23 protein-coding genes are annotated in these 24,908 nt (G+C 63.0%); 13 read left to right on the forward strand and 10 right to left on the reverse strand.

Going from position 1 to position 24,908, the window contains the following annotated elements; genetic code table 11:
• Positions 1-2 precede the first annotated feature (2 nt).
• Genes AC1DYW_RS24110 through phnG form a run of 3 tightly spaced genes read right to left on the reverse strand, consistent with a single transcriptional unit; the run spans position 3 to position 2,189 of the window.
• Complete coding sequence (locus AC1DYW_RS24110) at positions 3-1,115, reverse strand: carbon-phosphorus lyase complex subunit (protein ID WP_477227869.1); 1,113 nt, start codon at positions 1,113-1,115, stop codon at positions 3-5.
• Between the two features lies 1 nt (position 1,116).
• Positions 1,117-1,728, reverse strand: coding sequence for a phosphonate C-P lyase system protein PhnH (phnH, locus tag AC1DYW_RS24115; RefSeq protein ID WP_477227870.1), 612 nt, complete (start codon positions 1,726-1,728; stop codon positions 1,117-1,119).
• Complete coding sequence (gene phnG, locus AC1DYW_RS24120) at positions 1,728-2,189, reverse strand: phosphonate C-P lyase system protein PhnG (protein ID WP_477227871.1); 462 nt, start codon at positions 2,187-2,189, stop codon at positions 1,728-1,730. The genes phnH and phnG overlap by 1 nt, the downstream gene beginning before the upstream one ends.
• A gap of 120 nt (positions 2,190-2,309) precedes the next feature.
• Here phnG and phnF point away from each other — a divergent pair, with 120 nt between their 5' ends.
• Positions 2,310-3,059, forward strand: a complete 750-nt coding sequence (gene phnF / locus AC1DYW_RS24125; RefSeq protein WP_095084769.1) for a phosphonate metabolism transcriptional regulator PhnF — start codon at positions 2,310-2,312, stop codon at positions 3,057-3,059.
• A 102-nt stretch (positions 3,060-3,161) separates the two neighbouring features.
• On the opposite strand, the gene AC1DYW_RS24130 is transcribed toward phnF, so the two are convergent.
• From AC1DYW_RS24130 to AC1DYW_RS24155, 6 genes are all read right to left on the reverse strand, one after another.
• Complete coding sequence (locus AC1DYW_RS24130; protein ID WP_457153924.1) at positions 3,162-4,178, reverse strand: zinc-binding alcohol dehydrogenase family protein; 1,017 nt, start codon at positions 4,176-4,178, stop codon at positions 3,162-3,164.
• 74 nt (positions 4,179-4,252) lie between these two features.
• Positions 4,253-5,221: an ABC transporter permease gene (locus AC1DYW_RS24135; protein ID WP_477227872.1), complete on the reverse strand. Its 969-nt coding sequence runs from the start codon at positions 5,219-5,221 to the stop codon at positions 4,253-4,255.
• Positions 5,218-6,771: a sugar ABC transporter ATP-binding protein gene (locus AC1DYW_RS24140; protein WP_095084766.1), complete on the reverse strand. Its 1,554-nt coding sequence runs from the start codon at positions 6,769-6,771 to the stop codon at positions 5,218-5,220. The genes AC1DYW_RS24135 and AC1DYW_RS24140 overlap by 4 nt, the downstream gene beginning before the upstream one ends.
• A 158-nt stretch (positions 6,772-6,929) precedes the next feature.
• On the reverse strand, positions 6,930-7,922 hold the full coding sequence (locus AC1DYW_RS24145) for a substrate-binding domain-containing protein (protein WP_477227873.1): 993 nt from the start codon (positions 7,920-7,922) through the stop codon (positions 6,930-6,932).
• 339 nt (positions 7,923-8,261) lie between these two features.
• On the reverse strand, positions 8,262-9,260 hold the full coding sequence (locus AC1DYW_RS24150; RefSeq protein ID WP_457152184.1) for an aldo/keto reductase: 999 nt from the start codon (positions 9,258-9,260) through the stop codon (positions 8,262-8,264).
• A gap of 147 nt (positions 9,261-9,407) precedes the next feature.
• A complete protein-coding gene (locus AC1DYW_RS24155) occupies positions 9,408-10,913 on the reverse strand; it encodes a UxaA family hydrolase (RefSeq protein ID WP_457152185.1) in 1,506 nt (501 codons plus the stop codon).
• A 228-nt stretch (positions 10,914-11,141) separates the two neighbouring features.
• Here AC1DYW_RS24155 and AC1DYW_RS24160 point away from each other — a divergent pair, with 228 nt between their 5' ends.
• The 6 genes from AC1DYW_RS24160 (at position 11,142) to gndA (ending at position 16,996) form a co-directional block, all read left to right on the forward strand.
• Positions 11,142-12,044 carry a GntR family transcriptional regulator gene (locus AC1DYW_RS24160; protein WP_477227874.1) on the forward strand — a complete coding sequence of 301 codons (903 nt, stop codon included), beginning with the start codon at positions 11,142-11,144 and terminating at the stop codon, positions 12,042-12,044.
• A gap of 121 nt (positions 12,045-12,165) precedes the next feature.
• A complete protein-coding gene (locus AC1DYW_RS24165) occupies positions 12,166-12,522 on the forward strand; it encodes a DUF2946 family protein (protein WP_095085006.1) in 357 nt (118 codons plus the stop codon).
• A gap of 97 nt (positions 12,523-12,619) precedes the next feature.
• Positions 12,620-13,156: a copper chaperone PCu(A)C gene (locus AC1DYW_RS24170; RefSeq protein ID WP_457152187.1), complete on the forward strand. Its 537-nt coding sequence runs from the start codon at positions 12,620-12,622 to the stop codon at positions 13,154-13,156.
• 40 nt (positions 13,157-13,196) lie between these two features.
• Positions 13,197-13,715 (forward strand): YcnI family copper-binding membrane protein, encoded by a 519-nt coding sequence (locus tag AC1DYW_RS24175; RefSeq protein ID WP_457152188.1) that lies wholly within the window; start codon positions 13,197-13,199, stop codon positions 13,713-13,715.
• 89 nt (positions 13,716-13,804) lie between these two features.
• Positions 13,805-15,409 (forward strand): copper resistance CopC/CopD family protein, encoded by a 1,605-nt coding sequence (locus AC1DYW_RS24180; RefSeq protein ID WP_477227875.1) that lies wholly within the window; start codon positions 13,805-13,807, stop codon positions 15,407-15,409.
• 159 nt (positions 15,410-15,568) lie between these two features.
• Positions 15,569-16,996, forward strand: a complete 1,428-nt coding sequence (gene gndA, locus AC1DYW_RS24185; protein ID WP_477227876.1) for an NADP-dependent phosphogluconate dehydrogenase — start codon at positions 15,569-15,571, stop codon at positions 16,994-16,996.
• Between the two features lie 7 nt (positions 16,997-17,003).
• On the opposite strand, the gene AC1DYW_RS24190 is transcribed toward gndA, so the two are convergent.
• On the reverse strand, positions 17,004-18,056 hold the full coding sequence (locus tag AC1DYW_RS24190; protein WP_457152191.1) for a LacI family transcriptional regulator: 1,053 nt from the start codon (positions 18,054-18,056) through the stop codon (positions 17,004-17,006).
• 400 nt (positions 18,057-18,456) lie between these two features.
• On the opposite strand from AC1DYW_RS24190, the gene AC1DYW_RS24195 reads away from it, so the two are divergent.
• The 6 genes from AC1DYW_RS24195 (at position 18,457) to AC1DYW_RS24220 (ending at position 24,796) form a co-directional block, all read left to right on the forward strand.
• A complete protein-coding gene (locus AC1DYW_RS24195; protein ID WP_095084758.1) occupies positions 18,457-19,713 on the forward strand; it encodes an ABC transporter substrate-binding protein in 1,257 nt (418 codons plus the stop codon).
• Positions 19,714-19,921: 208 nt separating this feature from the next.
• Positions 19,922-20,818 carry a carbohydrate ABC transporter permease gene (locus AC1DYW_RS24200; RefSeq protein ID WP_457153342.1) on the forward strand — a complete coding sequence of 299 codons (897 nt, stop codon included), beginning with the start codon at positions 19,922-19,924 and terminating at the stop codon, positions 20,816-20,818.
• Positions 20,815-21,750: a carbohydrate ABC transporter permease gene (locus AC1DYW_RS24205; protein WP_457153343.1), complete on the forward strand. Its 936-nt coding sequence runs from the start codon at positions 20,815-20,817 to the stop codon at positions 21,748-21,750. The genes AC1DYW_RS24200 and AC1DYW_RS24205 overlap by 4 nt, the downstream gene beginning before the upstream one ends.
• Before the next feature lie 5 nt (positions 21,751-21,755).
• On the forward strand, positions 21,756-22,853 hold the full coding sequence (locus AC1DYW_RS24210; RefSeq protein WP_457153344.1) for an ABC transporter ATP-binding protein: 1,098 nt from the start codon (positions 21,756-21,758) through the stop codon (positions 22,851-22,853).
• A gap of 42 nt (positions 22,854-22,895) precedes the next feature.
• Positions 22,896-23,642, forward strand: a complete 747-nt coding sequence (locus AC1DYW_RS24215) for a sugar phosphate isomerase/epimerase family protein (RefSeq protein ID WP_457153345.1) — start codon at positions 22,896-22,898, stop codon at positions 23,640-23,642.
• A gap of 11 nt (positions 23,643-23,653) precedes the next feature.
• A complete protein-coding gene (locus AC1DYW_RS24220; RefSeq protein WP_477227877.1) occupies positions 23,654-24,796 on the forward strand; it encodes a Gfo/Idh/MocA family protein in 1,143 nt (380 codons plus the stop codon).
• The last annotated feature ends 112 nt before the right edge of the window (positions 24,797-24,908 follow it).

Here is a 24,908-nt window from a genome sequence, read left to right on the forward strand (position 1 = left end):
GATCATTCCGCTGCCTCCCTCTTGTCTTCCGCCTTCACCGGGTTTTCTCGGGCGTCGTGTTCGGCGCGCATGCGGCGCACGAGGTCGAGTTCGGCCTGGAAATCGACATAGTGCGGCAGCTTCAAATGCTCGACGAAGCCGGTCGCCTGGACATTGTCGGAATGCGAAATGACGAATTCCTCGTCCTGCGCGGCAGCCACGACATCTTCGCCGAGTTCCGAGGCGCGTAGCGCCCGATCGCACAGCGCCATCGCCATCGCCTTGCGCTCGCTCTGGCCGAAGACCAGGCCGTAGCCGCGGGTGAATTGCGGCGGCGCCTTGGCCGAGCCCTTGAACTGGTTAACCATCTGGCATTCGGTGACCCGCACCGTGCCGAGCGGCACGGCGAACGGGAGTTCGGGGACATCCAGTTCCAGCTCGACCTCGCCGATGCGGATCTCGCCGACGAAGGGATGGTTACGGGCATAACCGCGCTGCGTGGAATAGCCGAGCGCCAGCAAGAAGCCCTCATCGCCGCGTGACAGCGCCTGCAGGCGGATGTCGCGCGCCATCGGGAATTCCAGCGGCTCGCGGGTTATGTCGCCGGGGACATGGTCCTGCGGCATCTCCCCATCTGGCTCGATCAGGCCCTCTCGGGCCAGGATCGCCGAGACGCGGGGCATGGCCTGCGTTTCGGTCTCGCGCTGCAGCGGCTCGGCGACATCGCCGCCGGCGGCAAGCTCAGGGTCGAGCAGCCGGTGCGTGTAGTCGAAGGTCGGGCCGAGCAGCTGGCCGCCGGGCAGGTCCTTGTAGGTCGCCGAAACGCGCCGCTCGACCAGCATGGTGGCGGTGTCGATCGCCTTGGAATAGCCGAAGCGCGGCAACGTGGTGCGGTAGGCGCGCACCAGGAAGATCGCTTCGATCAGGTCGCCGCGCGCCTGGACGATGGCAAGCGCCGCCAGCTCGCGGTCGTACAGCGAGCCTTCGCTCATCACCCGGTCGACGCCAAGCGCCAACTGTTCGACGATCTGGTCGAGGCGAAGGGCGGGCACCGAACGGTCGCCGCGCCGGCGGTCGGCGAGCAGGCTGTGGGCGTTGGCAATGGCCGCTTCGCCACCTTTTACCGCGACATACATCTCAGGCCCCCATCGTCTTGATGCGCGTTGTGCGCGGCAGGCAGGCGACGCCATCCGATGTGGCGAGGATGATGTCGACGCCGCGCGGAAAGCGCTTCATATTCTGCTTCCACTGTTCGACGAAATGACGCGGCATCTGCGCCGGCGCGATCGTGGCACTGGTTTCGATGCCGGGGCCTTCGAGCAGCAGCGGGGCACCCGAGGCGATGTCGCTGACTTGCAGGATCAGCGTGGTGGAGCGGTCGGGATAGTCCTGCGTGCCTTGCGAAAAACCATCGAGCGCCATCATCTCTGCTGGCGCGGCAATGAGGGCGAAATGTGCATCGGCCGGTGTGTTGGCCAAGGGCGCACCGGTGTGGAAACCAAGCCAGGATTTGATCGCGGCGGAGGCCTGCAAAGCGGGATCGAGCCAGAGCGGGGTGTCGTTGTCGCAAAGCGCCAGCGCTACGGCGCCGGCGGTCGCCGAAAGCGGCACCGGCGGGCGAGCGAAGGCGGGCAGGGGCTGCATGCTGCCCGGCCGCGCCATCGCGTCCAAGACGGCGCGAAACACGATCTGGGCGTCGAAGACCGGATCGGCGAAACCGCCTTCGATCGATTGCGCTGCGATCTCCATCAGTCTTCTCCGCGAACCATGGTGAAGAAATCCACCTTCGTTGCCGCCGTCTCGGCGCGGCGCCGTTCATGCGCCGTGGCCAGAGCCGACCGCAAAGGCGCTATGAGCCCGGTCTCGACCTCGGCGCGACGCGCCGGGTCCTGCCACAACGCGTCGGCGATCGCCGCCAGCCTCGCCTTCTGCTTGTCGCGGCCAAGCGCATAGCAGTGGCCGACCTGTCCGGACGGCAGCCGGACAGTGGCGCGGGTAACCGTCGTCTCACCGACATTGAAGGGGGAGCCGCCACCGCCGATGCGGCCACGCACGGTGACCAAGCCGGTCTCCGGGCCGCGCAGCACCTCAGCTTCCGAGGGCAGCCCGGTAGCGTTCCAGAGCCGGACGACGTCATCGCCGCTGGATTGCGCCAGTGTTGCCATGGCGGCCTTGCGCTCGGCCTGATCGCGGGCTTCCTGTCCTCGCATGAGCAGCATTCCTCTTGGCTAAATTTGTCTATTGATATAGACAACTATACAAATTATACCTATTATCTAGCGCGAGTCCATGACGGGTGGATGACAAGCAATGGGAGGCTGGGGCAGTTAATGGTCGGACAGCTGGCAGCGGACAGCATCGAGCGGCGGAGTGGTGTCTCGCTGTGGCGGCAGATCGCCGACAAGATCCTGCATGCGATCGCCATCGGTGATTTCGCCGAGAATGCAGCGCTGCCGCCGGAGGTTGCGCTGGCCGAGCGCTATGGCGTCAACCGTCACACGGTGCGCAGTGCCATAGCAGCCCTTGTACAGGAAGGGGTGCTGCGGGCCGAACAGGGACGCGGCACCTTCGTGCTGTCGCGCAAGCGGCTGTCCTATCCGATCGGCGCGCGCACACGGTTTTCGGCAGGCCTGCAAGGGCAGGCGTCGGAACGGCATATAGTCCTGCTTGCCTCGTCGGTGGAGCCGGCCAGCCAGCGCGTCGCCGAGGGGCTGGGCCTAGCCAGGGGGACAAACGTGATCCGGCTGGAAACACGCGGCGAAGCCGACGGTCGCCCGGTGTCGCGTGCCGCGGGCTGGTTCGAGGCCAGGCGCTTTGCCGGCATCGATGCCGCCATGGCACAAACCGGCTCGATCACCGCGTCGCTGGCACGTTTCGGCATAGATGATTACTTGAGGCAATCGACCATGCTGTCAGCACGCCATGCCGATGCCGCCGACCTTGCCGACCTCGACCTGCAGCCCGGCGCAATCGTGCTGGTCACGGTCGCCGTCAACGTCACACCCGACGGCCAACCGATCCAGTTTTCCGAGTCGCGGTTCCCGGCCGAGCGGGTCGAACTCAAATTGTCGGCGTTGTGAGCCGAGACCGCCGGTTGCCTAGATTGTCGAATTCAATTCCCTTAGCGAAAGCGCTAAGCGCTTTTCCCGGGAAAACCGCTTCAAACTTTTCCAGGATTGCACTCATCCGACTTCTATCACAGCCTTGATCAGACCGGATTTCTCGTGTGCCCAGCGTGCGAGATCATGTGGCGTGCCGGCCAGCGTGGTGCGGTGGGTGACGAGCTTGGCCAATGGCACGGCGCCGTTGCGGATCGAGGCGGCGACGTGGTCGAAGTCGGCGCGCAACGCATTGCGACTGCCGATCAGGGTCATCTCGCGCTTGTGGAATTCCGGATCGGAGAAGGTGATGTCATCCTTGACAACGCTGACCAGCACCAGTGTTCCGCCATGCGCGACATGGGCGAAGGCCGACTGCACCGACTGGGTGTTTCCGGTGGCGTCGAAGACCACATCGAAGCCTTCGCCGCCCGTCGCCTGCCCGACCAGATCGGGCACCGCGCCGCGCGAACCATCGAGGGTCTTGAAACCGAGCTCGTTGGCGGCAAAGGCAAGCCTTTCGCTGCTCATGTCGAGCAGCGTAACGTCAAGCCCGGCGATGCCGGCGAAGATGGCCGTGCCGAGCCCGATCGGACCGGCGCCGATGACCAGCGTGCGGGCGCCGGGATCGGCGCTTGCGCGCCGCACTGCATGCGCGCCGATGGCCAGGAACTCGACAGCAGCGGCGTCGGACAGCGAAAGGCCGTTTGCCGGATAGAGATTTTGTGCCGGCACCAGAATCCGTTCGCACATGGCGCCGTCGCGATGGACACCGAGCACCTCGATCCCGACGCAGCAGTTCGGCTTGCCGTGCCGGCAGGCGATGCACTTGCCGCAGGAAAGATAGGGATTGATGACCACCGGCTCACCAGCGGAAAGTTCAACGCCTTCGCCGGTCTCGACGATCGTTCCCGACACTTCATGGCCCATGATGCGGGGATAGGCGAGGAATGGGTGCTTGCCTTCGAAGATATGATAGTCGGTGCCGCAGATGCCGACATGGCTGACAGCCACCAGCGCCCAGCCGGGAGGTGGCGCGCTCGGCGCCGGACGGTCTTCCAGGACGAGCTCACCAGGCGAGCGGCAGACGACGGCTTTCATGCTTCAATCCAGTTTGTCATGAAAATCGCCGGCCCATTTTCGTGACAGGGCCGGCGATCGATCTCAAATTATTGTCACTTGCTACCGCGGCGTCGCAGCCCGTCGAAATAGACGATGATGATGATCAGCGCGCCGGTGATGATGCGCTGCCAGAAGGCGTTGACGTTCAAGAGATTGGCGCCGTTGTTGATGGTGGCCAGAATGAAAGCGCCGAGCAGCGGCCCGTGCACCGAGCCGACCGCGCCGAACAGCGAGGTGCCGCCGATCACCGACGACGCGATCGCCTGCAGTTCCCAACCCTCGGCCTGGGTCGGGTTGCCGATGCCGATGCGCGAGGCCAGCAACACGCCGACGAACGCCGCGCAGAGGCCCGACAGTGTGTAAGCCATGTAGATGGTTCGCTGGACATTGACGCCGGACAGGCGCGAGGCCTCGGCATTGGAGCCGACCGAGAACAAATACCGGCCCCAACGGCTATGATGGAGGAAGATGTAGGCCGGAATGCCGACCAGGATCACCATCCAGAACAGGTTGGGGACGCCGAGGAAGGAGTTGCGCGAGAACTCCTGAAAGGCATCGTTGTTGATCGAGATCGAATTGCCGTTGGTCATCAAAAGACCGATGCCGCGCAACGACGTCAGCGTTGCCAGCGTGATGATGAAGGGCGGCAGCCCCATCTTGACGATGCCGAAGCCATGGAACAGGCCGATGGCGACGCCGACCAGCAAGGTGATAAGGATGGCGAGGAAGACCGGGATGCCGGCATTGATCAGCATCGCGGCTATGACGGTGGCGAAGCCAACCACGGCGCCGACCGAAAGATCGATGCCGCCGGTAATGATAACGAAGGTCTGGCCGACGGCCAGGATGGCGATCATCGAGCCCTGGCGCAGCAGGTTCGAGATGTTGTTGGCCGAAGCAAAGCTTGATGTCGACAGTGACAGGATGACCCACAGAAGCACCAGCAGCGCCAGCAGCGTCAGCCCGAACAGGGCATTGTAGTTGCGCTTCGGTTTTTCGGCAGGAATCGCCTCGGTGCTCATATCTGTTCTCCCAGCTTTTCTTGTTTCTCGGCGAGCGCCTGTGTGAGAATTTCCTCATGGTCGGCGGTGCGGAACCCGTGCGTGGCGACCAGTTTGCCGCGGCGGAATACGTGCAGCGTGTCGGCCAGTTCGTAAACCTCGGGCAGGTAGGACGAGATCAGGATGATGCCGGCTCCCTTCGACAACAATACGCTGAACAGGCGGTAGATCTCGGCCTTGGTGCCGACGTCGACGCCGACCGTCGGCTCGTCGAAGATGAACAGCCTGGCGCCGTGGGCCAGCCATTTGCCGATGACGATCTTCTGTTGGTTGCCACCGGACAGGCTGGACGCCAGTGCACTGCGCGTCGGCGTCTTGATCCTGAGATCGGCGATCTGGCGGTCGGCCTGGGTCCTTTCCTGCGCATTGGAGATCAGCAGATTGTTCGAGATGCGCTTGTAGATCGGCAGGTTGAGATTGAGGCCGACCGAAAGGTTGAGGCACAGACCCTGATCGCGACGGCTTTCCGGCGCCAGCGCCATGCCAAGCTTGATCGCGTCATGCTCGGAGTTGATCTGGACCGGCTTGCCTTCCCACAGGATCTGGCCGGCCGATTTACGGTGGCGGCCGTAAAGCGTGGTGACGAACTCGCTGCGCCCGGCGCCGATCAGGCCGTAGAGCCCGACGATTTCGCCGGCTCGGACCGTCATCGATACATTCTCGAAGCCTTTGCCGGAAAGGTTCCTGGATTCGAGGATCGCCGCGCCCGGTGTGAAATGTTCCTTGTGGTAGATCTGTTCGATCGAGCGGTTGATCATCATCTTGACCAGCTCCGCGTCGTTGGTCTCGGCGATGTTGCGGGTGCCGACCAGCGTGCCGTCGCGCAGCACGGAAACACGGTCAGCCAGCTCGAACACTTCCTCCATGCGGTGGCTGATGTAGATGATCGTCACGCCCTCGCCCTTCAGCCGGCGGATCAGGGTGAAGAGCTGGTCGGCCTCCTTGCGGGTCAGGTAGGCGGTCGGCTCGTCGAAGATCAGGAATTTCGTGCCGCGCACGGTGGCGCGGGCGGCGGCGATCAGCTGCTGCTGGCCGATGGTGAGGTCGCCGAGCGTGACATGCGCCGGCAGATCGAAGCCGAGATCGTCGATGATCTTCTGCGCTTCCTTGACCATGGCGCGCTGCTGCAGGATGCCGAAGCGCGAATTCTCCTCGCCGAGGAACATGTTGGCTGCCACCGTCAGGTGACGGCAGAGTACGACCTCCTGGTGCACGGCATTGATGCCGAGTGCCATCGCCTCATGCGGTGTCGCCAAGGCTGCCGGCTGGCCCTCCCAGATCACCTCTCCGGAGGTGCGCGGCATGACGCCAGTGAGAAGCTTGATGAGCGTCGATTTGCCGGCGCCGTTCTCGCCGACGATGGCGTGGATCTCGCCCGACTTGAAAGCGAGGTTGACCGGCTTCAGGGCGTGGGTGCCGGGATAGCGCTTCTCCAACCCGCGCAATTCGAGGATGGTCCGCCCTGGTTCCAGCACGGGTGCCGGATGCAGGTCCTGCGCCGTCGACGTCATGACAATCCTCCCAGATTGGCCTCACGATTGGCACGCTGCAAGGCAAGGATAGGCCTCGAAAGGCAGCCTAGCTCAAGCTTGTGGATTGCCAAGCCGTTTGTGCCGGCAGTGGATGTTTCCGGGGCGCGAGGCCCCGGAAACGATTTGGATGCGACGGCTCAGAGCTTCGGGTTGAGCAGGGCGTCGATCTTCGGGTCTTTCATGTTGGCCTTGGTGACGAGGTTGGCGCCGGTGTCGACATTGGCCTCGACCTTCTCGCCCTTCGAGGCGGCGAGCGCCGTCTTGATGCCGTCATAGCCCATCCGGTACGGGTCCTGGACGACGAGGCCGGAAATGACGCCGTCATTGAGGAACTTGATCAGCTTCTCGTCGCTGTCGAAGCCGATCAGCCCGACCTTGCCGGCAAGTTTGTTCTCGGCGATCGCCTGGCCGACGCCCTGCGCCATAATCAGGTTGGAGGCGAAGATGCCCTTCAGGTCCGGATTGGCAGTGATCAGGTCGGTGGCGATGTTGAGGCCGGTGGTGGCCTGGCCGTCGGCATATTTGTCGGCGACGAGCTCGAGGCTCGGATATTTTGCCTTGAGCTGTTCCTTGAAGCCCTGGGCGCGCTGTTCCAGCGAGCCGGCACCGGGAAGTGCCGTGATCAACGCGACCTTGCCCTCGACCTTACCGCCATTGGCTTCGCCGATGGCTGCTGCAAGACCGTCCGCGGCGACGCGGCCACCCTGCACGTTGTCGGTGGTCAGGAACGAGGTGAAGGCCTTGGAGTCGGCGCCGGAGTCGATGCCGATGACCTTGACCTTGGCAGCGGCTTCGTCGATCGGCTTGCCAAGCGCCTTGGCTTCGGTCGGCGCGATGACGACGGCGGCCGGGTTGCCGGCGACGGCATTCTCGAGGATCGAGATCTGGCCGTTGACGTCGGTTTCAGCCTGGGCGCCGAGTTCCGGTACGTTGACGCCCAGGTCCTTGCCGGCCTTGCGTGCGCCGGCCAGAACGATCTGCCAGTAGAAGGACGTCGTGTCCTTGACGATGATCGGAATGGTCACGTCCGCCGCCGAGGCCGGCGCCGAGTGCATGACGCCGGCGAGCATCGAAGCTGTTGCCAACGTCATCACGGCGCGGCGGTTGAGAATGCTGGTTACGAATTTCATTAGGAATCCTCCCTAAGTCGCCCGGTGAACGTTACGGAAGCTCCGTCCGGATAGGCGTGGCCCAAACAGAACTTTATCAATAAAAAACATTTACAGTGTTTTGATAGTGCATCGACCTGTCCGATGCAAGCGGTGTTTCGCTTCAACCCTGCCGAGGTCTGGCAGGGGCAAAATAACCGCGCCACTCCTCCCTTGCCGCCGTCAAATGCTCCCGTTCCGTTCCGTGAAGACATGGAATATTAATTCCACTCTTTAGTCAATATGGAATATTCATTCTTTTATGAGATCGCAAGAATGTGAAGCATGGGTCAGCTTTCACGGGGGGGGTGGATGGGAGCTTCACGCTAGCTCCTGCACCAGAGTATAGGGTCGGTATCTGGCGTATTCCGCCTCGGGCACGTCGACGTCGAGCAATTCGAGGTTGCGGGTCAGGTTTGCCAGCTTGGCGGTGCCGGTCAGCACCGTGGCGACCGCGGGTTCATGCAAGGGGAACTGGAACGCGGCAGCGGCCAGCGGATAGCCACCCTCGGTGGCGATCCTTTCCATCGCACCGACGCGGTCCAGCACGTCGTGGTTGGCGGGCAGGTAGTCGAAATGCGCGCCTTGCACAGGCCCGGTCGCCAGGATGCCGGAGTTGAACACACCGCCGATGACCAGTGACGTTTGTTGTGCCCTGCACAATGGCAGCAGTTCCGCTTCGGCGCTGCGGTCGAGCAAGGAATAGCGGCTGGCGAGCAGGATACAATCAAGTGGCGCGCGACGCATCACATCGAGGCAGATCTGGACCTCGTTGACGCCAAGCCCATAGGCGGAAATGACGCCGGAACGCTTCAGCTCTTCGAGTGCCTTGAGGCCGCCATCCATGAACTCGCGAAAATGCAGTTTGGTTTTCTCGACGCCATGCGTATAGGCGCCGATGTCGTGGACGAACAGGATGTCGATCTTGTTGAGGCCAAGCCGCGCATAGCTGAAATCGACCGAACGCATGATGCCGTCATAGGAATAGTCATAGTCCAGCGCGAACGGCAGCGGGTCGACATAGGAGTGATCGGGAACACGGTCGTCCGGCACGGGGCGGAACAGGCGGCCGACCTTGGTCGACAGCACATAGGAGTCGCGCGGCTTGTAGCGCAGGAAGTCGCCGAAGCGGCGTTCCGACAGGCCGAAACCGTAGAAGGGTGCGGTGTCGAAATAACGCAGGCCGGCCTCCCAGGCGCCTTGCAGCGTTTCCATTGCCGACTCGCGCGAACAGGCGCGGTAGAGACCGCCGATCGCGGCGCCGCCAAAGCTGATCTCGGTGACCTCGAGCGCGGTCTGACCGATGCGGCGCTTGTTCATGCGAAAACCTCCCTGTTGCCGACCGTTGTCCGGTTGGCAGCCTTCAGATGTCAGTTCAATCTAGAGCAATTCCTGGAAAGACGTGTAACGGTTTTCCCGGGAAAAGCGCATAGCGCTTTCCCTTGGGAATTACGCAAAAACAACGGGTTAGAGCGTTGCACCAAGATGCCAGGGCACGAACTCGTTGTCGCCGTAGCCGAAATCCTCGCTCTTGGTCTTGCGGCCGGAAGCCGTCTCGACGATCAGTTCGAAGATCTCGCGGCCCATGCCGGCGATGGTTTTCTCGCCCGAGGCGATGACGCCGCAGTTGACGTCCATATCCTCTTCCATTGTGTGATACATGGTCGAGTTGCTGGCGACCTTGATCGACGGCGTCGGCCGACAGCCGAAGCACGAGCCACGGCCGGTCGTGAAGACGATGACATTGGCGCCGCCCGCCACCTGTCCGGTGGCCGAGACCGGGTCGTAGCCGGGCGTGTCCATGAACACCAGTCCGTTGCCGGTGACCTTTTCGGCATAGCCGAAGACGCCGTTGAGCGGCGTCTGGCCGCCCTTGGCGACCGCGCCCAGCGACTTCTCCAGGATGGTGGTAAGGCCGCCGCGCTTGTTGCCGGGCGAGGGGTTGTTGTCGATCGAGGCGCCATGCTTGGCGACGTGATCCTCCCACCACTTGACGAAACCGTCGAGCTTCTGCGCGATCTCCGGTGTTGCCGCGCGATAGGCGAGCAGGTGCTCGGCACCATAGATCTCGGTTGTTTCTGAAAGGATGCCGATGCCGCCGACGCCGGCCAGGATGTCGACGGCTGCGCCCAGCGCCGGATTGGCCGTAATGCCAGACATGCCGTCGGAGCCGCCGCATTGTAGGCCGACGACGATCTCACTGACCGGGATCGGCTCACGCTTCAGCTGGCCGACTTCCTCCGCGATCTCGGCCAGCACCAGCATCGCCTTTTCGACCGATTTGCGCGAGCCACCCGCGTCCTGGATGTTGAAGTGGCGTTTGCCGGCGGCAGCGCCCTTCTGGCCATAGAGGGTGAGCTGATTGACCTCGCAGCCGAGCCCGACCATCAGCACGCCGCCGAAATTGGGGTGGCGGGCGTAGCCGGCGAGCGTGCGATGCAGCACCATCATGCCGTCGCCGGTGCCGCTCATGCCGCAGCCCTGGCCGTGGACGATCGGGACGAAACCGTCGATGCCGGGATATTTCGGCAGCAGGGTCCGGTTGGCTTGGTCGGCGATGGCATGGCAAACCGTGGCCGAGCAATTGACGCTGGCGATGATGCCGATGAAGTTGCGCGTACCCGCACGACCATCGGCGCGGCGATAACCCATGAAGGTGCGGCTGCGGTCGGCTTCTGTCGCATGCTCGGCCTCGCTCGGCGGCACTACGGGCAAACGGCCGGATTCGAAAACCAGATTGTGCGAATGAACGTGCTCGCCCGGCGCGATGTCCTGTGTCGCGCGGCCGATTGCCTGGGCGTATTTCACCACGGCCTCGCCGGCGGCGATCGGCTTGATGGCCACCTTGTGGCCGGGCTCGATCAGCGCAGTGGCGACGGCACCGCCCGGCAGCGTGGTGCCGATCTCGATGCGGCCGTTGGCGACGGCGACATTGTCGGCGGGAGACAGAAGAATGCTGTTGGAGGCGTTCACGGGCGGTTTCCTGGGTGATCCTGGGATGCGCGGGCGGATTGACACGCGCCTGTTAAAAGATAATGTCTTTTATCGTGAAAAAACAGTTTTGCGTCAATTGTTTTTTCGCTGGGGAGTTCCGCATGTCCTTGGGTGTTCCGAAAGCGATTTAGCTTTTCAGGGGTCATGGGAACGTCATATTGCGCTTCAAGCCAGCAGCCGCAAGCGACGGCGTGCAACGGGTCAGGGATGTCGAAGAGCAACAACGTCTACAAGGATGCCTACAACAGGTGCCTCAGGCTGCTCGATGAAACACGTAGCCTGCCTTCGGAGCCGGAGCTGGGTACATTGCTTGGTGTCAGCCGGACGACCGTCCGCACCATCTTGGCGCGCATGGAAGAGACCGGGCTGATCGCCTGGAACAAGCGCGCCAAGACGGTGCTGCGCGAACCGCGTCCCGATGATTTCTTCCCCGAGGAAGAGACCGACACGCTAGCCGAGATCATCGAACGGTCGTTCATGCGACGGCTGCTCGCCGGCGGCGCCGAGGCAGGCATGCAGATCAACGAACTCGAACTGGCGCGCGAGATCGGCGTCGGCACCACCAGCGTGCGCGAGTTCCTGATCCGCTTCTCCCGCTTCGGCCTGATCGAGAAGCGCCGCAACAGCCATTGGGTGCTGAAGGGCTTTACCCGTGCCTTCGCGCTGGAACTGACCGAAATCCGCGAGATGTTCGAACTGCGGTCGGCGGCGGCCTTCGCCGCTCTGCCGCAGGACAGCGCGGTCTGGACCGATCTCGACCGGCTGGAGGACGAGCATCGCCAGCTGGCAAGCGAAATCGCCACGCGCTTCAACGAATTCTCGGAGCTGGATGAGCGCTTCCATCGGCTCATCCACCGGGCGTCGCACAACCGCTTCATCGTCGATTTCTACGACGTCATCGCCATGATCTTCCACTATCACTACCAGTGGAAAAAGGCGCAGGAGCGCGAGCGCAACGAGGTCGCGATCGGTGAGCATCTCGCCTATATCGCGGCGCTCAAATCGCGCGACCTCGGCAAGGTCGACGCCGCCTGCCGCAAGCACCTGAAGTCGGCGCGCCAGACATTGCTGACCTCGATCCCGGAGAGCCGGCCGCCCCTGAAACCCTGATATGCCGCGTTGCCGCAGCATCGAATTGCCGATTTTCGACCTGTCCCTCCCGTGATAGGTATCTCTCCGGTGATTGCTTGATGAGGCAGATCGTTTGAACAGCCGGGAGAAGCGGTGGAGCATTCTGGTCGCGCTTGTCGCGGCCCATCTGCTGCTGCTCCAGTCGACGCTCGGTGCGTTCGCCTTCGGCACTGCGCCGAATGCGTCACAACTCGATGCCTTCGGCAACGTCATCTGCACCCGTGAGGGTGCGACCCAGCTTCCTGGCGGCAACCCGCCACCGTCGCATCTGCCGGCATGTTGCGTGCTTGGCTGCAGCATGTTTTCGCCGGCCTTTGCGCCGCCACCCGTTGCGGGGTTGGCACTGGGGGCGCGTTCCTTTGAGGCCGTCGCCTTCGTCTTTCCGGCGGCCATCCATCTCGACTTTGCGCGTGAGCGCTCGCCGTCGAATCCGCGCGCGCCGCCGCGGACGGCCTGAGTCTGTCTGCCCGGCGGAACCTTTCGCGGGCGTACCCATCCAAACATCAAACTGTCCGCGACCGGTAACGGCGCGACCTTCACTTCATGGAGCAACCATGTCCCAATTTTTTCGCATCGCCGCGCGTCCTATGCCCGGCAGCTTGTTGCGCAGCTTCGAGGCGCGCCTTGGCATCGCCGTACTGGCTTTTGCGCTGTTGTTCGCCGGCGCCCAGACCGGCTTCGCGCATGGGTTCAAGATCGGCGATCTCGAGATCGGGCACCCCTGGTCACGTGCAACGCCGGCAGGCGCCAAGGTGGCCGGCGGCTATTTCACCATCACCAACAAAGGCAGCACGTCGGACCGGCTGCTGTCGATTTCCACCGACATCTCGGACAAGGCCGAACTGCATGAAATGAGCGTCAAGGACGGTGTCATGACCATGCGGCCCGTTGCCGGCGGCCTGGAGATTCCGGCCGGCGGCAAGGTCGCACTGGCGCCTGGCGGCTATCATTTGATGTTCATCGGCCTGAAACGGCAACCCAAGCAAGGCGAAACCTTCTCCGCCACGTTGACCTTCGAGAAGGCCGGCACCGTCAGCGTCGACTTCGCCGTCGAGGGCATGGGCGGCGCCACGGACGACCATGCCGATTGATCGCACCATTTCGACAAAATCTGAAATCAGAGGGACCATTATGAACAAGTACCTTTTGTCGGCCGGTGCGCTTTTTCTCCTCGGGACAAGTGCTGTCTTCGCGCACATCACGCTCGAAACCCAGGAAGCGGCCGTCGGCTCGACCTACAAGGCTGTCTTGCGCGTGCCGCATGGTTGCGACGGCAAGGCGACGATCGCCGTGCGCGTGCAGATCCCGGAAGGGGTGATCGCGGTGAAGCCGATGCCGAAGCCGGGCTGGACGCTGCAGGTCAAGAAGGGCAAGTACGACAAATCCTACCAGCTCTACGGTCAGGCGGTGACCGATGGGGTCAAGGAAGTCGACTGGAGCGGCGGCAGCCTGCCGGATGAATTCTATGACGAGTTTGTATTCCGCGCGACGCTGACGGCCGATCTGCCCGTGGGCCAGAAGCTCTACTTCCCTGTCGTGCAGGAATGCGACGGCGCCGCCGATCGCTGGATCGAGATCCCGGCAGCAGGACAGGATGAAGACGCCCTGGAAAATCCGGCGCCCGGCATCAAGCTGTTGCCGAAGAAATGATGTCTTTCGGCGGCGCACTTCGTTCGCGGAATGCGCCGCCATTTCATGGCAATGGCATGATCGCGATATCCTCACTGCGGATGATTCACATGGCCAGCAAGCTCGTCAGCCGGGTTGCCGGGGGCTTTCTGGCGATGATGATGCTGCTCATCGCCATGGCCTCGACTAGTCCGGCCTTTGCCCATGCCGCGTTGATCAAGACCGACCCGGCCGACGGTGTGGTGCTGGCACAGGGGCCGGCACAGTTCTCGCTGACCTTCAGCGAGCCGGTCTCACCGCTGGTGCTGACGCTGGTGAAGCCCGACGGCACGCCGGTTCCGCTGACCGCTTTCCGCCTCAGCGACCAGACGGTCGAAATCGACAATCCGCAGGACCTCAAATCCGGCACGCATGTGCTGAGCTGGCGCGTCATCTCCGCCGATGGTCATCCGGTCGGCGGCTCGCTGCTGTTTTCCATTGGCGCACCAACGGAGCCGCCGGTCGCCTCCGAGGCCGTCGACTGGCCGCAGCGGTCGGCAATCTGGCTCGGCAAGGTTCTTCTCTACATTGGTCTTTTCCTTGGCGTCGGCGGCGCTTTCGCCCTTGCCTGGCTGACCCAGGGCGGGCCGTCCGGCCGGCGTTTCGCTATCGGGGCAATCCTGTGCGGGCTGGTCGCGGCCCCGCTGTCGCTCGGCTTGCAGGGGCTTGATGCGCTCGGGGCGCCGCTCTCCCATCTGGCGCAGCCGGTCATCTGGCGGACCGGGCTCGATACCAGCTTCGGCTGGACGGTGCTGGCCGCCTTGATCTCGCTGGGGCTCGGCCTGCTGTCGCTGGCCGGGCCACGTTTGGCCGCCAAGCCGGTCGCGCTGGCTGGACTTGCCGGTGTGGGTATTGCGCTGGCCGCCAGCGGCCATGCCAGTGCCGCCGAGCCGCAATGGCTGACGCGACCCATGGTGTTCCTGCACGGCGTCGGCATCGCCTTCTGGGCCGGCGCATTGATGCCGCTCTGTCTGGCGCTGAAAGGTCAGTCGGCGGAGGTCGCGCCATTCCTGCGGCGGTTCTCACGCATGATCGTGCCGGTGGTGGCCATGCTTGTCGCTGCCGGCATCGTGCTTGCCGTCATCCAGGTGCAGACGCTGGCGGCGCTGGTCAATACCGCCTATGGCAAGCTGCTCTTGATCAAGCTCGGGCTGCTGGTCTTCCTGTTCACGCTTGCCGCCGTCAACCGCTGGAAACTCACCGCATCGGCCGAGGCCGGAGCGACGGAAGTGCAGCGCAGGCTCGCCCGCTCGATCGGCGTCGAAATGCTGATCGTGCTGGCGATCTTCGCTGTTGCCGCGGGCTGGCGCTTCACGCCGCCACCACTGGCACTGGCGATCGCCGCGGCCCAACCGGTTTCGGTCCATATTCACGCGCTGCAAGCGATGGCGGATCTCAGCATCACACCCGGCCATGCCGGACCGGTCGTCGCCTCGATGATCATCATGACCGGCGATTTCGGACCGCTCGACGCCAAGGAGGTGACGCTGGTGTTGTCGAAGCCCGATTCAGGCATTGAGCCGCTCAAACGTGCCGCGACCAAGCCCGGCGATGGCAGCTGGCGTGTCGACGACCTCGTCATCCCGGTTCCTGGCCGCTGGACGGTGCGCATCGACATCCTGGTCTCGGACTTCGAGATGGTGAAGATCGAAGCGCCTGTCGATATCAGACCGTAAAAACTGGACCGCCAAGTGCCCCGAAACTTGGCCGATGCAACACAATTCGGCGAGGCGGTTGACGCGGCCCGAAAGGCCCGTCAATCATCTCGCCGAAGAATGGGCATCCCGGCAAACCGCGAGCTCGAACCAACAAGATCCGAAAGCAGGGAAGAAACGATGGAAAAAGCCGAAATCGGCCTGATCGGCCTTGGCACGATGGGCTCCAACCTGGCGCTCAACATCGCCGAGCACGGGCACCGCATCGCTGTCTTCAACCGCACCAGGGCACGCACCGACGCTTTCGTCGAGAATGCCGGCGCGCTGAAGGACATGGTGGTGCCTTGCTACAGCCTGGAAGAACTCGCCGCCGCGATCCGACCGCCACGCCCGATCATCATCATGGTGCTGGCTGGCAAGCCGGTCGACGAACAGATCGAAGCCCTGCGTGGCGTGCTGTCGGCCAACGACATCGTCATCGATGCCGGCAACGCCAATTTCCGTGACACGATGCGGCGCTTCTCCGAGCTTTCGGGCTCGGGTCTGACTTTCATCGGCATGGGCGTGTCCGGCGGCGAGGAGGGCGCGCGCCACGGGCCGTCGATCATGGTCGGCGGCACCGAGGATTCCTGGAAACGCGTCGAGAAGGTGCTGACCGCGATCTCCGCGAAATTCAACGACGAGCCCTGCGCGGCGTGGCTCGGCACCGACGGCGCCGGCCATTTCGTCAAGACCATCCATAACGGCATCGAATATGCCGACATGCAGATGATCGCTGAAATCTACGGCATCCTGCGCGATGGCCTCGGCATGGGGCCTAAGGATATAGGCACGGTGTTTTCCAACTGGAACAAGGGCAGGCTCAATTCCTACCTGATCGAGATCACCGCCAAGGTGCTGGCCGCAGACGATCCGAAGACCGGCAAGCCGGTGGTCGACATCATCCTCGACCGCGCCGGCCAGAAGGGCACCGGCAAATGGTCGGTCATCGAGGCGCAGCAACTCGGCATTCCGGCGACCGCGATCGAGGCGGCCGTGGCGGCGCGCGTGCTGTCGTCGATCAAGGACGAGCGGCAGGCGGCGGAAAAAGCCTATGGCAATATCGGCGTGACGAAGATTTCCGGCGACAGGGACGCATTGCTTGGAGATCTCGAACTGGCGCTTTTCGCAGGCAAGATCGCCGCCTACGCGCAAGGCTTTGCGGTGATGAGCGGCGCCTCCAAGGAGTTCAACTGGAACCTGCCGATGCCGACCATCGCCAGGATCTGGCGCGCCGGCTGCATCATCCGCTCGCAGATGCTCGACACCATGGCCGAGGCGTTCGGTTCCGGCGGCGCATCGACCAATCTTCTGATGGCGCCGGCCTTTATCGCCCTGATGCAGGAAGCGCATCCGTCGCTGCGGCGTATCGTGGCAAGGGCATCGGAGGCAGGCTCCCCGGTGCCGGCGCTGTCTTCCGCACTTGCCTATTTCGACAGTTACCGCCAGGGCCGCGGCACCTCGAACCTGATCCAGGCGCAACGCGACTTCTTTGGCGCGCACGGCTTCGAGCGTATCGACGGACCGGGTGCATTCCACGGGCCGTGGGGCAGCGGTGCGGCTGGCTGAAAAATGGCTAATCCAGCGAGCGCCGATAGGCCAGGACCTCGCTCGGTACGCTCAGGCTCTGCAGCGTGCCGGGCGCGGCGCCGCCGATCCAACCGAGAACGGAGCGGGCGAGTTCGGAGCCCGCCAGCCGGAAATTCTCGTTGACGACCAGCAATTCCGTGCGAAACAGATGCAGCAGGTCCGACGATTGCTTGGACACGACATCGACGTCACGACCAAGCTTGAGGCCGGCATCCTCGATGCCGGCGACGATGGCCAGTGTCGCGGCGGCGGCGCTGCTGACGAAGCCGTCCGGCCGGTCTTCGCGGCGCATCACTTGCGCGGTCCGGCTCCGGATCTGCTCGATCGTATGGTCGATAGAAACAGTGTTGAAGGGGACTTCACTGGCGCCGACCTCGCTCAGCGCATCGGCAAAGCCGTTGACGGTATGACTGTGGTAGGTCAGCCCGACGGGCGGTGACAACAAAGCGAGCCGGCGGCGGCCGATGCCGGCCAGACGACGCACGGCTTCCACCGCAAAAGCGTAGTTGTCGAAATCATGATAGGGGTGAACCAGCCCCATATCGGTGCGGCCATGCGTGGCAAAGGGAATGCCGTGCTCCAGCATGTAGCGGGCCCGTGGGTCATTCGGCTGCGTGCGTGAGATGATGACGCCGTCGGCCGAGCCCGTCTCGACCAGATAGCGTATGGGGTCGAGCGGATCCTGCGAGCGCGAATAGGGCGTGACGATCAGATGGTAGGGTGTGTCGGCAATGACCTCCGAAACGCCGTAGATGATGTCCGAGACGAAGCTCATGATCTCGCGCTCGGTGTTGAGCACGAGACTGATGACATTGGTCCTGCCGGTGCGCAGGCGCACGCCGGCGCGGTTCGGCCGGTAGCCGATCTGCTTGGCGACTAGCTGGACACGGCGCCTTGTTTCGGCGCCGATTTCCGGAGCGTCCTTCAAGGCCCGCGACACGGTGGTGACGCCGAGCCCGGTCATGAAGGCAAGCGTCTTCAACGTCGGCCGTCCCTGCGCCAACGCCTCTTCGTTGTTTTCCGTACGCCGTTTGTCCATTCGTCCTGCCCGTCAGGCGCATAGCAGCCGCAGGCCGGATCGGCAATCACCGCCACAGCGATACGGTATGCGTTCCAGCCCCGGCAAGCGTCAATATACTGAAACGTTACAGATTGCCAATATCGAGATGCCGCCACTCGCGGCGAGGCCGACGGCTGTCTTGAAATCCATTGGGATTGCAGAAGAAATCGCTTTTGTCATCGCCTTTGCCGGCTTTCACGCGCAGTTTGATGTCCTGCAGTGCAGCGATCCATGCTGCGGCGCATATAAAAGCGATTGCTCATGTGAATTTGTTCGCGGCTCGAAAAAATATCGAACTCGTTTCGTTCATGGGGTTGCGCAGGTCACGCAATTCCCGTATCGAAAATCTGTAACGTTTCAGATTCTGGGAGGAACCGAAATGCGATACAGACTTTTGACCGCTGCGCTGGCAGCGACGGCTACTCTGCAATTTGCCGGTCCGGCCGCGGCGACGGACCTGGAAGTGATTCACTGGTGGACGTCGAAGGGCGAGTCGGCGGCGGTGTCGCAGTTCGCAAAGGCCTTTGACAATGACGGCCACGGCGACCGCTGGGTGGACAGCGCCATCGCACTCGGCGAGACCGCCCGATCGACCGTCATGCAGCGCGTGCTCGGCGGCGATCCGCCCGGTGCCGCTCAGTTCAATCCCGGCCGGCAGTACGAAGAACTGATTTCGGGCGGCAAGCTGCTTGACCTGACGGACGTCGCGACCGCCGGCAAGTGGGATGAGGTCATTCGCCCGAAGGCGATCGGCAGCGCCTGCCTCGTTGACGGCCACTGGTGGTGCGTTCCGGTCAACATCCATTCGAATTACTGGGCCTGGTACTCCAAGCCGGTGTTCGAGAAAGCGGGCGTGCCAGAGCCGAAGAACCTGGCCGATTTCCTCGCGGCCGCGCCGAAGATCAAGGAGGCAGGCCTCATCCCCTTCGCCATCGGCGGCGACGGAAACGGCTGGCAGATTCAATTGCTCTTCCAGGACATGGTTACCGAGGCTCTCGGTGTCGCACAGCGCGACAAGATGTATACCACCAAGAGCGCCGAAATTGCGGGCAGCCCAGAGATGAAAGGCGTCTTCACGCAGTTGAGGGCCCTGAAGCAGTTCACCGACAACGGCTACGCCAACCGCAACTGGAACGACACCACCAACCTGGTGATCACCGGCAAGGCCGGACTTCAGGTGATGGGCGACTGGGCGCGCGGCGAATTCGCGGCCGCCGGCATGACCGGAGTCAAGGATTTCGGCTGCATGATCGGCCTGAACGAGGCCAAGCCGGTGGTCAGCACCGACGGCGACATCATCCTGTTCTTCAAGCAGAACAATCCGGATGTCGAAGCAGCGCAGAAGCGTCTTGCGGCGCTGCTGATCAGCCCCGAGGTCCAGGTCGCCTTCAACAACGCCAAGGGTTCCATGCCCGTGCGTGGCGATGTCGACATGTCGACAGCCGACCCGTGCATGCAGAAGTCGCTGAAGGCAGTGGAAGACCCGGCCAACATCGTCACCGCGACGAACCGGTTCATCACCGAGAACACCAATCAGCAGCTCAATGAGCTCGTCGCGCAATTCTTCGCAGACGATTCCATGACGGCTGACGACGCCACCGCGAAGTTCGCCACGATCATCGGCAATTCCGACTAGGAACTGATCACTACCCCGAGGCGCCGCCCTTACAGCGGCGCCTCGGTCGCGTCCCGACCCGACAGGAAGCTCTCTTTTCTCTCGGCAACGGGCTGACAATCGCAGGACGGGAAGCTGCGGCGGTCTGAAGCCCGGTGGTTCGGACAGCGCTGACCTTCACGTCGGCAAACGCCCCCAAGGTGTCGGTGGAAGCGGAGAAAGACGGACGATGCAGAAGAGCTGGAGGCACAGATTTCACCTGCCTGCCGTCATCGGGACAATACCGATGATTCTCGTTGCCCTCGGCGTGTTCGTGATCGGCATCGGCTTCTCGGTGCTATGGTCCTTTACCAGTTCGAAGCTCTTCCCTACCTACGATTTCGTCGGTCTGGCGCAGTACAGGCGCCTCTGGGCCGACAACCGCTGGCTCGTCTCGGTCAATAACATCTGGTTCTTCGGCCTGATGTCCATCACCTGCAACATGGTGTTCGGATACCTGCTCGCCGTCTTCATGGACCAGCGCATCCGCCAGGAGGACCTGTTCCGCTCCATCTTCCTGTATCCTTTTGCCATGTCGCTGATCGTCACCGGACTCGTGTGGCAATGGGCGCTCGACCCCAACCTCGGCCTGCAGGAGGCGCTGCGCAACTGGGGCTGGACGAGCTTCAGCTTCGCCCCGCTGGTCAGCGCCGAGACCGCGCTGTACGCACTGGTCGTGGCGGGCATCTGGCAGGGCTCGGGCGTGACGATGGCGATCCTGCTTGCCGGCCTGCGCGGCATTGACGAGGATATCTGGAAAGCCGCGAGGGTCGACGGCATCCCGACCTGGCGCACGCACGTTTCCATCGTGGCGCCGATGATGAAGGGTGCCTTCGCCACCGCCTTCGTTCTGCAATGCGTAGGCGTGGTGCGCGTCTACGACCTGGTCATTGCCATGACCGGCGGTGGGCCTGGCATCGCCACGTCCATGCCGGCAGTCTACGTCATCCAGCTCATCACGGTTCGCCAGAACGTCGGCCAAGGCATGGCTGGGGCAACGATGATGCTGCTGCCGGTCCTGATCGTGCTGGCTTTCAGCGGAATTCTACTATGGCGGCGAAATCGCCTGCGGGAGGCGGGCGCATGACCGTCGGACAGATCACCGCAATTCAACCGCCCCGGGAAGCGTCGCATCAGGCTGGCGTGGCGCCCTTCGGGCCGAAACCGCGACGGATATCGGCCGGCCGCATCGGCATCTATGCTTTCCTGGTCGTTGCGGCCCTCTTCTTCCTCATCCCGGTCTACATCATGATCGTCACCTCATTGAAGGGGATGCCGGAGATCAGGCTGGGACATCTTTTCAACCTTCCTGGCGAGCCGACCTTTCAACCCTGGGCCGACGCCTGGCTCCACGCCTGCACCGGTCGCGATTGCAACGGCCTCAGTCCAGGCTTCTACAATTCGGTGAAGATCACCGTGCCCAGCGTGATCATCTCGATCATCTGCGCGTCGATCAACGGTTACGCGCTGACCTTCTGGCCATACAAGGGCGCCAATCTGCTCTTCGGGTTGCTGGTGTTTGGTGCCTTCGTGCCCTATCAGGTCGTGATCTATCCATTGATCATCGGGCTGAGCTCGGTCGGGCTGTTCGCCTCGCTCCCCGGCATCATCATCGTGCACACCATCTTTGGGATGCCGATCCTGACGCTGCTGTTCCGCAATTTCTACGCGGCAATTCCGGTCGAGCTGTTCAAGGCAGCGCGTGTCGACGGTGCGGGTTTCTGGCGCATCTTTTTCTACATCATGCTGCCGATGTCGGTGCCGATCACCGTCGTCGCCGTCATCCTGCAAGTTACCGGCATCTGGAACGACTTCCTGTTCGGCATCGTGTTTGCCGGGCGGTCCAACTGGCCAATGACGGTGCAGCTCAACAATATCGTCAACACCACCACCGGCGTGAGGGAGTACAATGTCAATATGGCGGCAACCATTCTGACGGCTGCGGTGCCTCTGCTCATCTACTTCATCTCCGGACGATGGTTCGTGCGCGGCATCGCCGCTGGCGCGGTGAAAGGCTAGTGGATATGGCGCAGAACGGTACCAGCGTTTCGATCCAGGACCTGTCGCTGAGCTTCGGTGTGGTGACCGTACTGGAGACACTTAATCTCGATGTCGCCGAGGGCGAATTCATCGTGCTGCTCGGGCCCTCGGGCTGTGGCAAGTCGACCTTGCTCAACTGCATTGCCGGCCTGCTCGACGTCTCCGAAGGCAGCATCTTCATCAAAGGCAAGAACGTCACCTGGGAAGAGCCCAAGGATCGCGGCATCGGCATGGTGTTCCAGTCCTATGCGCTCTACCCGCAAATGACGGTGGAGAAGAACCTGTCCTTCGGGTTGCGTGTCGCTGGCACGCCGAAGGACGAGATCGCCAAGCGGATCGCGCGGGCGGCCGAGATCCTGCAGATCGAGCCGCTGCTGCAACGCAAACCGGCAGCACTGTCCGGCGGCCAGCGCCAGCGCGTGGCAATCGGACGGGCGCTGGTGCGCGATGTCGACGTGTTCCTGTTCGACGAGCCGCTGTCCAATCTCGACGCCAAGCTGCGCGCCGAGCTGCGCGTCGAGATCAAGCTGCTGCATCGCAAGCTGCAGAACACGATGATCTATGTCACCCACGACCAGATCGAAGCGATGACGCTGGCCGATCGCATCGCGGTGATGAAGGGTGGCGTCATCCAGCAGCTCGATGCGCCACAGACCATCTACAATCGGCCGGTCAACCGCTTCGTCGCCGGCTTCCTCGGCTCACCCGCGATGAACTTCATCGACGGGCAGGCCGAGACCGGCGCCACCGCGGCTTTCAAGACCGGAAATGTATCCATACCGCTCGCCCGCTACGCTTTCGACGCCGCGGGCAACAGCAGCGGCCCTTGCGTGTTCGGTATCCGGCCCGAGCATGTCGCCCTTGGCGAGGCGGCAAATGCCATGCCCTTTGCCATCGATGCCGCCGTCGAGATCGTCGAGCCGATGGGCTCCGACACGCTGGTATGGACGCAGCTCGGCGGTCAGAATTTCTCCTTCCGCGTCGAGGCGGAAAAGACGCTGCGCAGTGGCGAGCCAATCCGGATCGGCTTTGATCCTGCCCGCGCCTCGCTGTTCGACAGCCAATCCGGCAACCGCATGTAGCTCCCAAGCCCCACTCCTCCCCAAGCAGAACGGACAGAGACGATGAACTGGTCATTCCAACTTTACAGCGCCCGCAATTTCCAACCCTGGGAAGGCGTCCTCGAGACGCTCGGCAAGGTCGGTTACACCCAGGTCGAAGGCTTCGGCGGCGTCTATGATGATCCCAAGGCCTTTCGCGCCGAACTCGACAAGAACGGGCTCGCCATGCCGACCGGGCATTTCTCGATCGACGCGCTCGAGAACGATTTCGACGGCGTGCGCAAAATTGCCGACACACTCGGCATCACGCTGCTCATCTGTCCTTTTCTGATGCCCGACCAGCGCCCATCCGATGCCGCCGGCTGGCGCGGCTTCGGCGAGCGTCTGGCAAAGGTTGGCGACGCCGCGAAAAGGGCCGGCTACGGCTTTGCCTGGCACAACCATGATTTCGAGTTCAAGAAACTTGCCGACGGCTCGGTGCCGCAGGAGCTTATCCTCGCGGCAGCGCCGGACATCGGGTGGGAAATCGACGTCGCCTGGGTGGTGCGCGGCGGCGACGATCCGCTGGCGTGGATCGACAAATACGGCAAGCGCATCAGCGCCGTCCACGTCAAGGACATGGCCAAGCCCGGCGAGGGGCTGGACGAGGATGGCTGGTCGGATGTCGGCCACGGCACGATCGACTGGGCCGGCCTGATCAAGGTGCTGCGCGCCAAGAGTGCCGCCCAATACTACGTCATGGAACAGGACAACCCGAACGACATCGAGCGCTTCGCCCGCCGCTCGATCGCAGCCGTCAAGACCTACTAGGAGCAATCAGCATGGCAAAGAAACTTGGCATCGGCGTCATCGGCTGCGGCAACATCTCGAAGGCGTATTTTTCGCTGGCGCCGCTGTTTCGCGGCATCGAGATGCGTGCCTGCGCCGACATCAACATGGAGACAGCGAAGGCGCGGGCAAAGGAGTTCAAGCTGCGCGCCGAGACCGTCGACGACCTGCTCAAGGCCGACGACATCGACATCATCGTCAACCTGACCATCCCGGCGGTGCACTACGAGGTGTCGAAGCAGGCTCTGGACGCGGGCAAGCACGTCTATTCGGAAAAGCCCTTCGTGCTGTCGGTCAAGGAAGGGCTCGACCTGAAGAAACGCGCCGAGGCGAAAGGCCTGCGCATCGGTTCGGCGCCCGACACGTTCCTCGGCGGCGCGCATCAGCTGGCCCGCGACCTGATCGACACCGGCAAGCTCGGCAAGATCACCAGCGGTACCTGCCACGTCATGGGCCACGGCATGGAGCACTGGCACCCCAATCCGGACTTCTTCTTCCAGCCCGGCGCGGGACCGGTGCTCGACATCGGGCCGTACTACATCACCAATCTGATCCAGCTGATCGGGCCGGTGAAACAGGTGGCGGCCTTCGCGTCGACACCCGCCAAGGAACGCACCATCAGCTCGAAGCCGCGCGCAGGCGAAAAGATCCCGGTCAACACGCCGACGACCATCCACGGCCTGCTGGAGTTCGAGAACGGAGCCGTGGTGACGCTGAACACCAGTTGGGACGTCTGGGCGCATGGCCACGCGCCGATGGAACTCTATGGCGAGGCGGGCACAGTGTTCGTGCCGGATCCGAATTTCTTCGGCGGCGACGTGCGCTTCACCGAAGACAGCAAACCGGTCAAGAAGCTGCCGAAATGGAAGCACCCGTTCGGCGTTCCCAACGAGATGCATTCGCAAGGCATGATGGCCAACTACCGCACGGCCGGCCTCGCCGACATGGCGGTGGCGATCGCGGAAGGCAGGCCGCACCGCTGCTCGATGGAACTGGCGCTGCATGCCGTCGACGTGATGACTGGGCTGTTGCGCTCAGGCGAAACCGGCAAGTTCGTCGCCATGCAGACCAGTTGCGAACGGCCGGCCGCACTTGGCGTCAAGGAAGCCAAGGCGCTGTTGGCGAAGAAGAAGTAGACCAGGCACTCAACCCTCTCCCCGTTCCGTCAGGGAGAGGGTAAGGGTGGGGGGCAGAGCCGACTCGCCGTGCTGTCGCGATGGCAGCCGACTGGCTCGCTTCCATTTGAGG

The sequence above is a fragment of the Mesorhizobium sp. P2_D5 genome, from assembly GCF_056404355.1.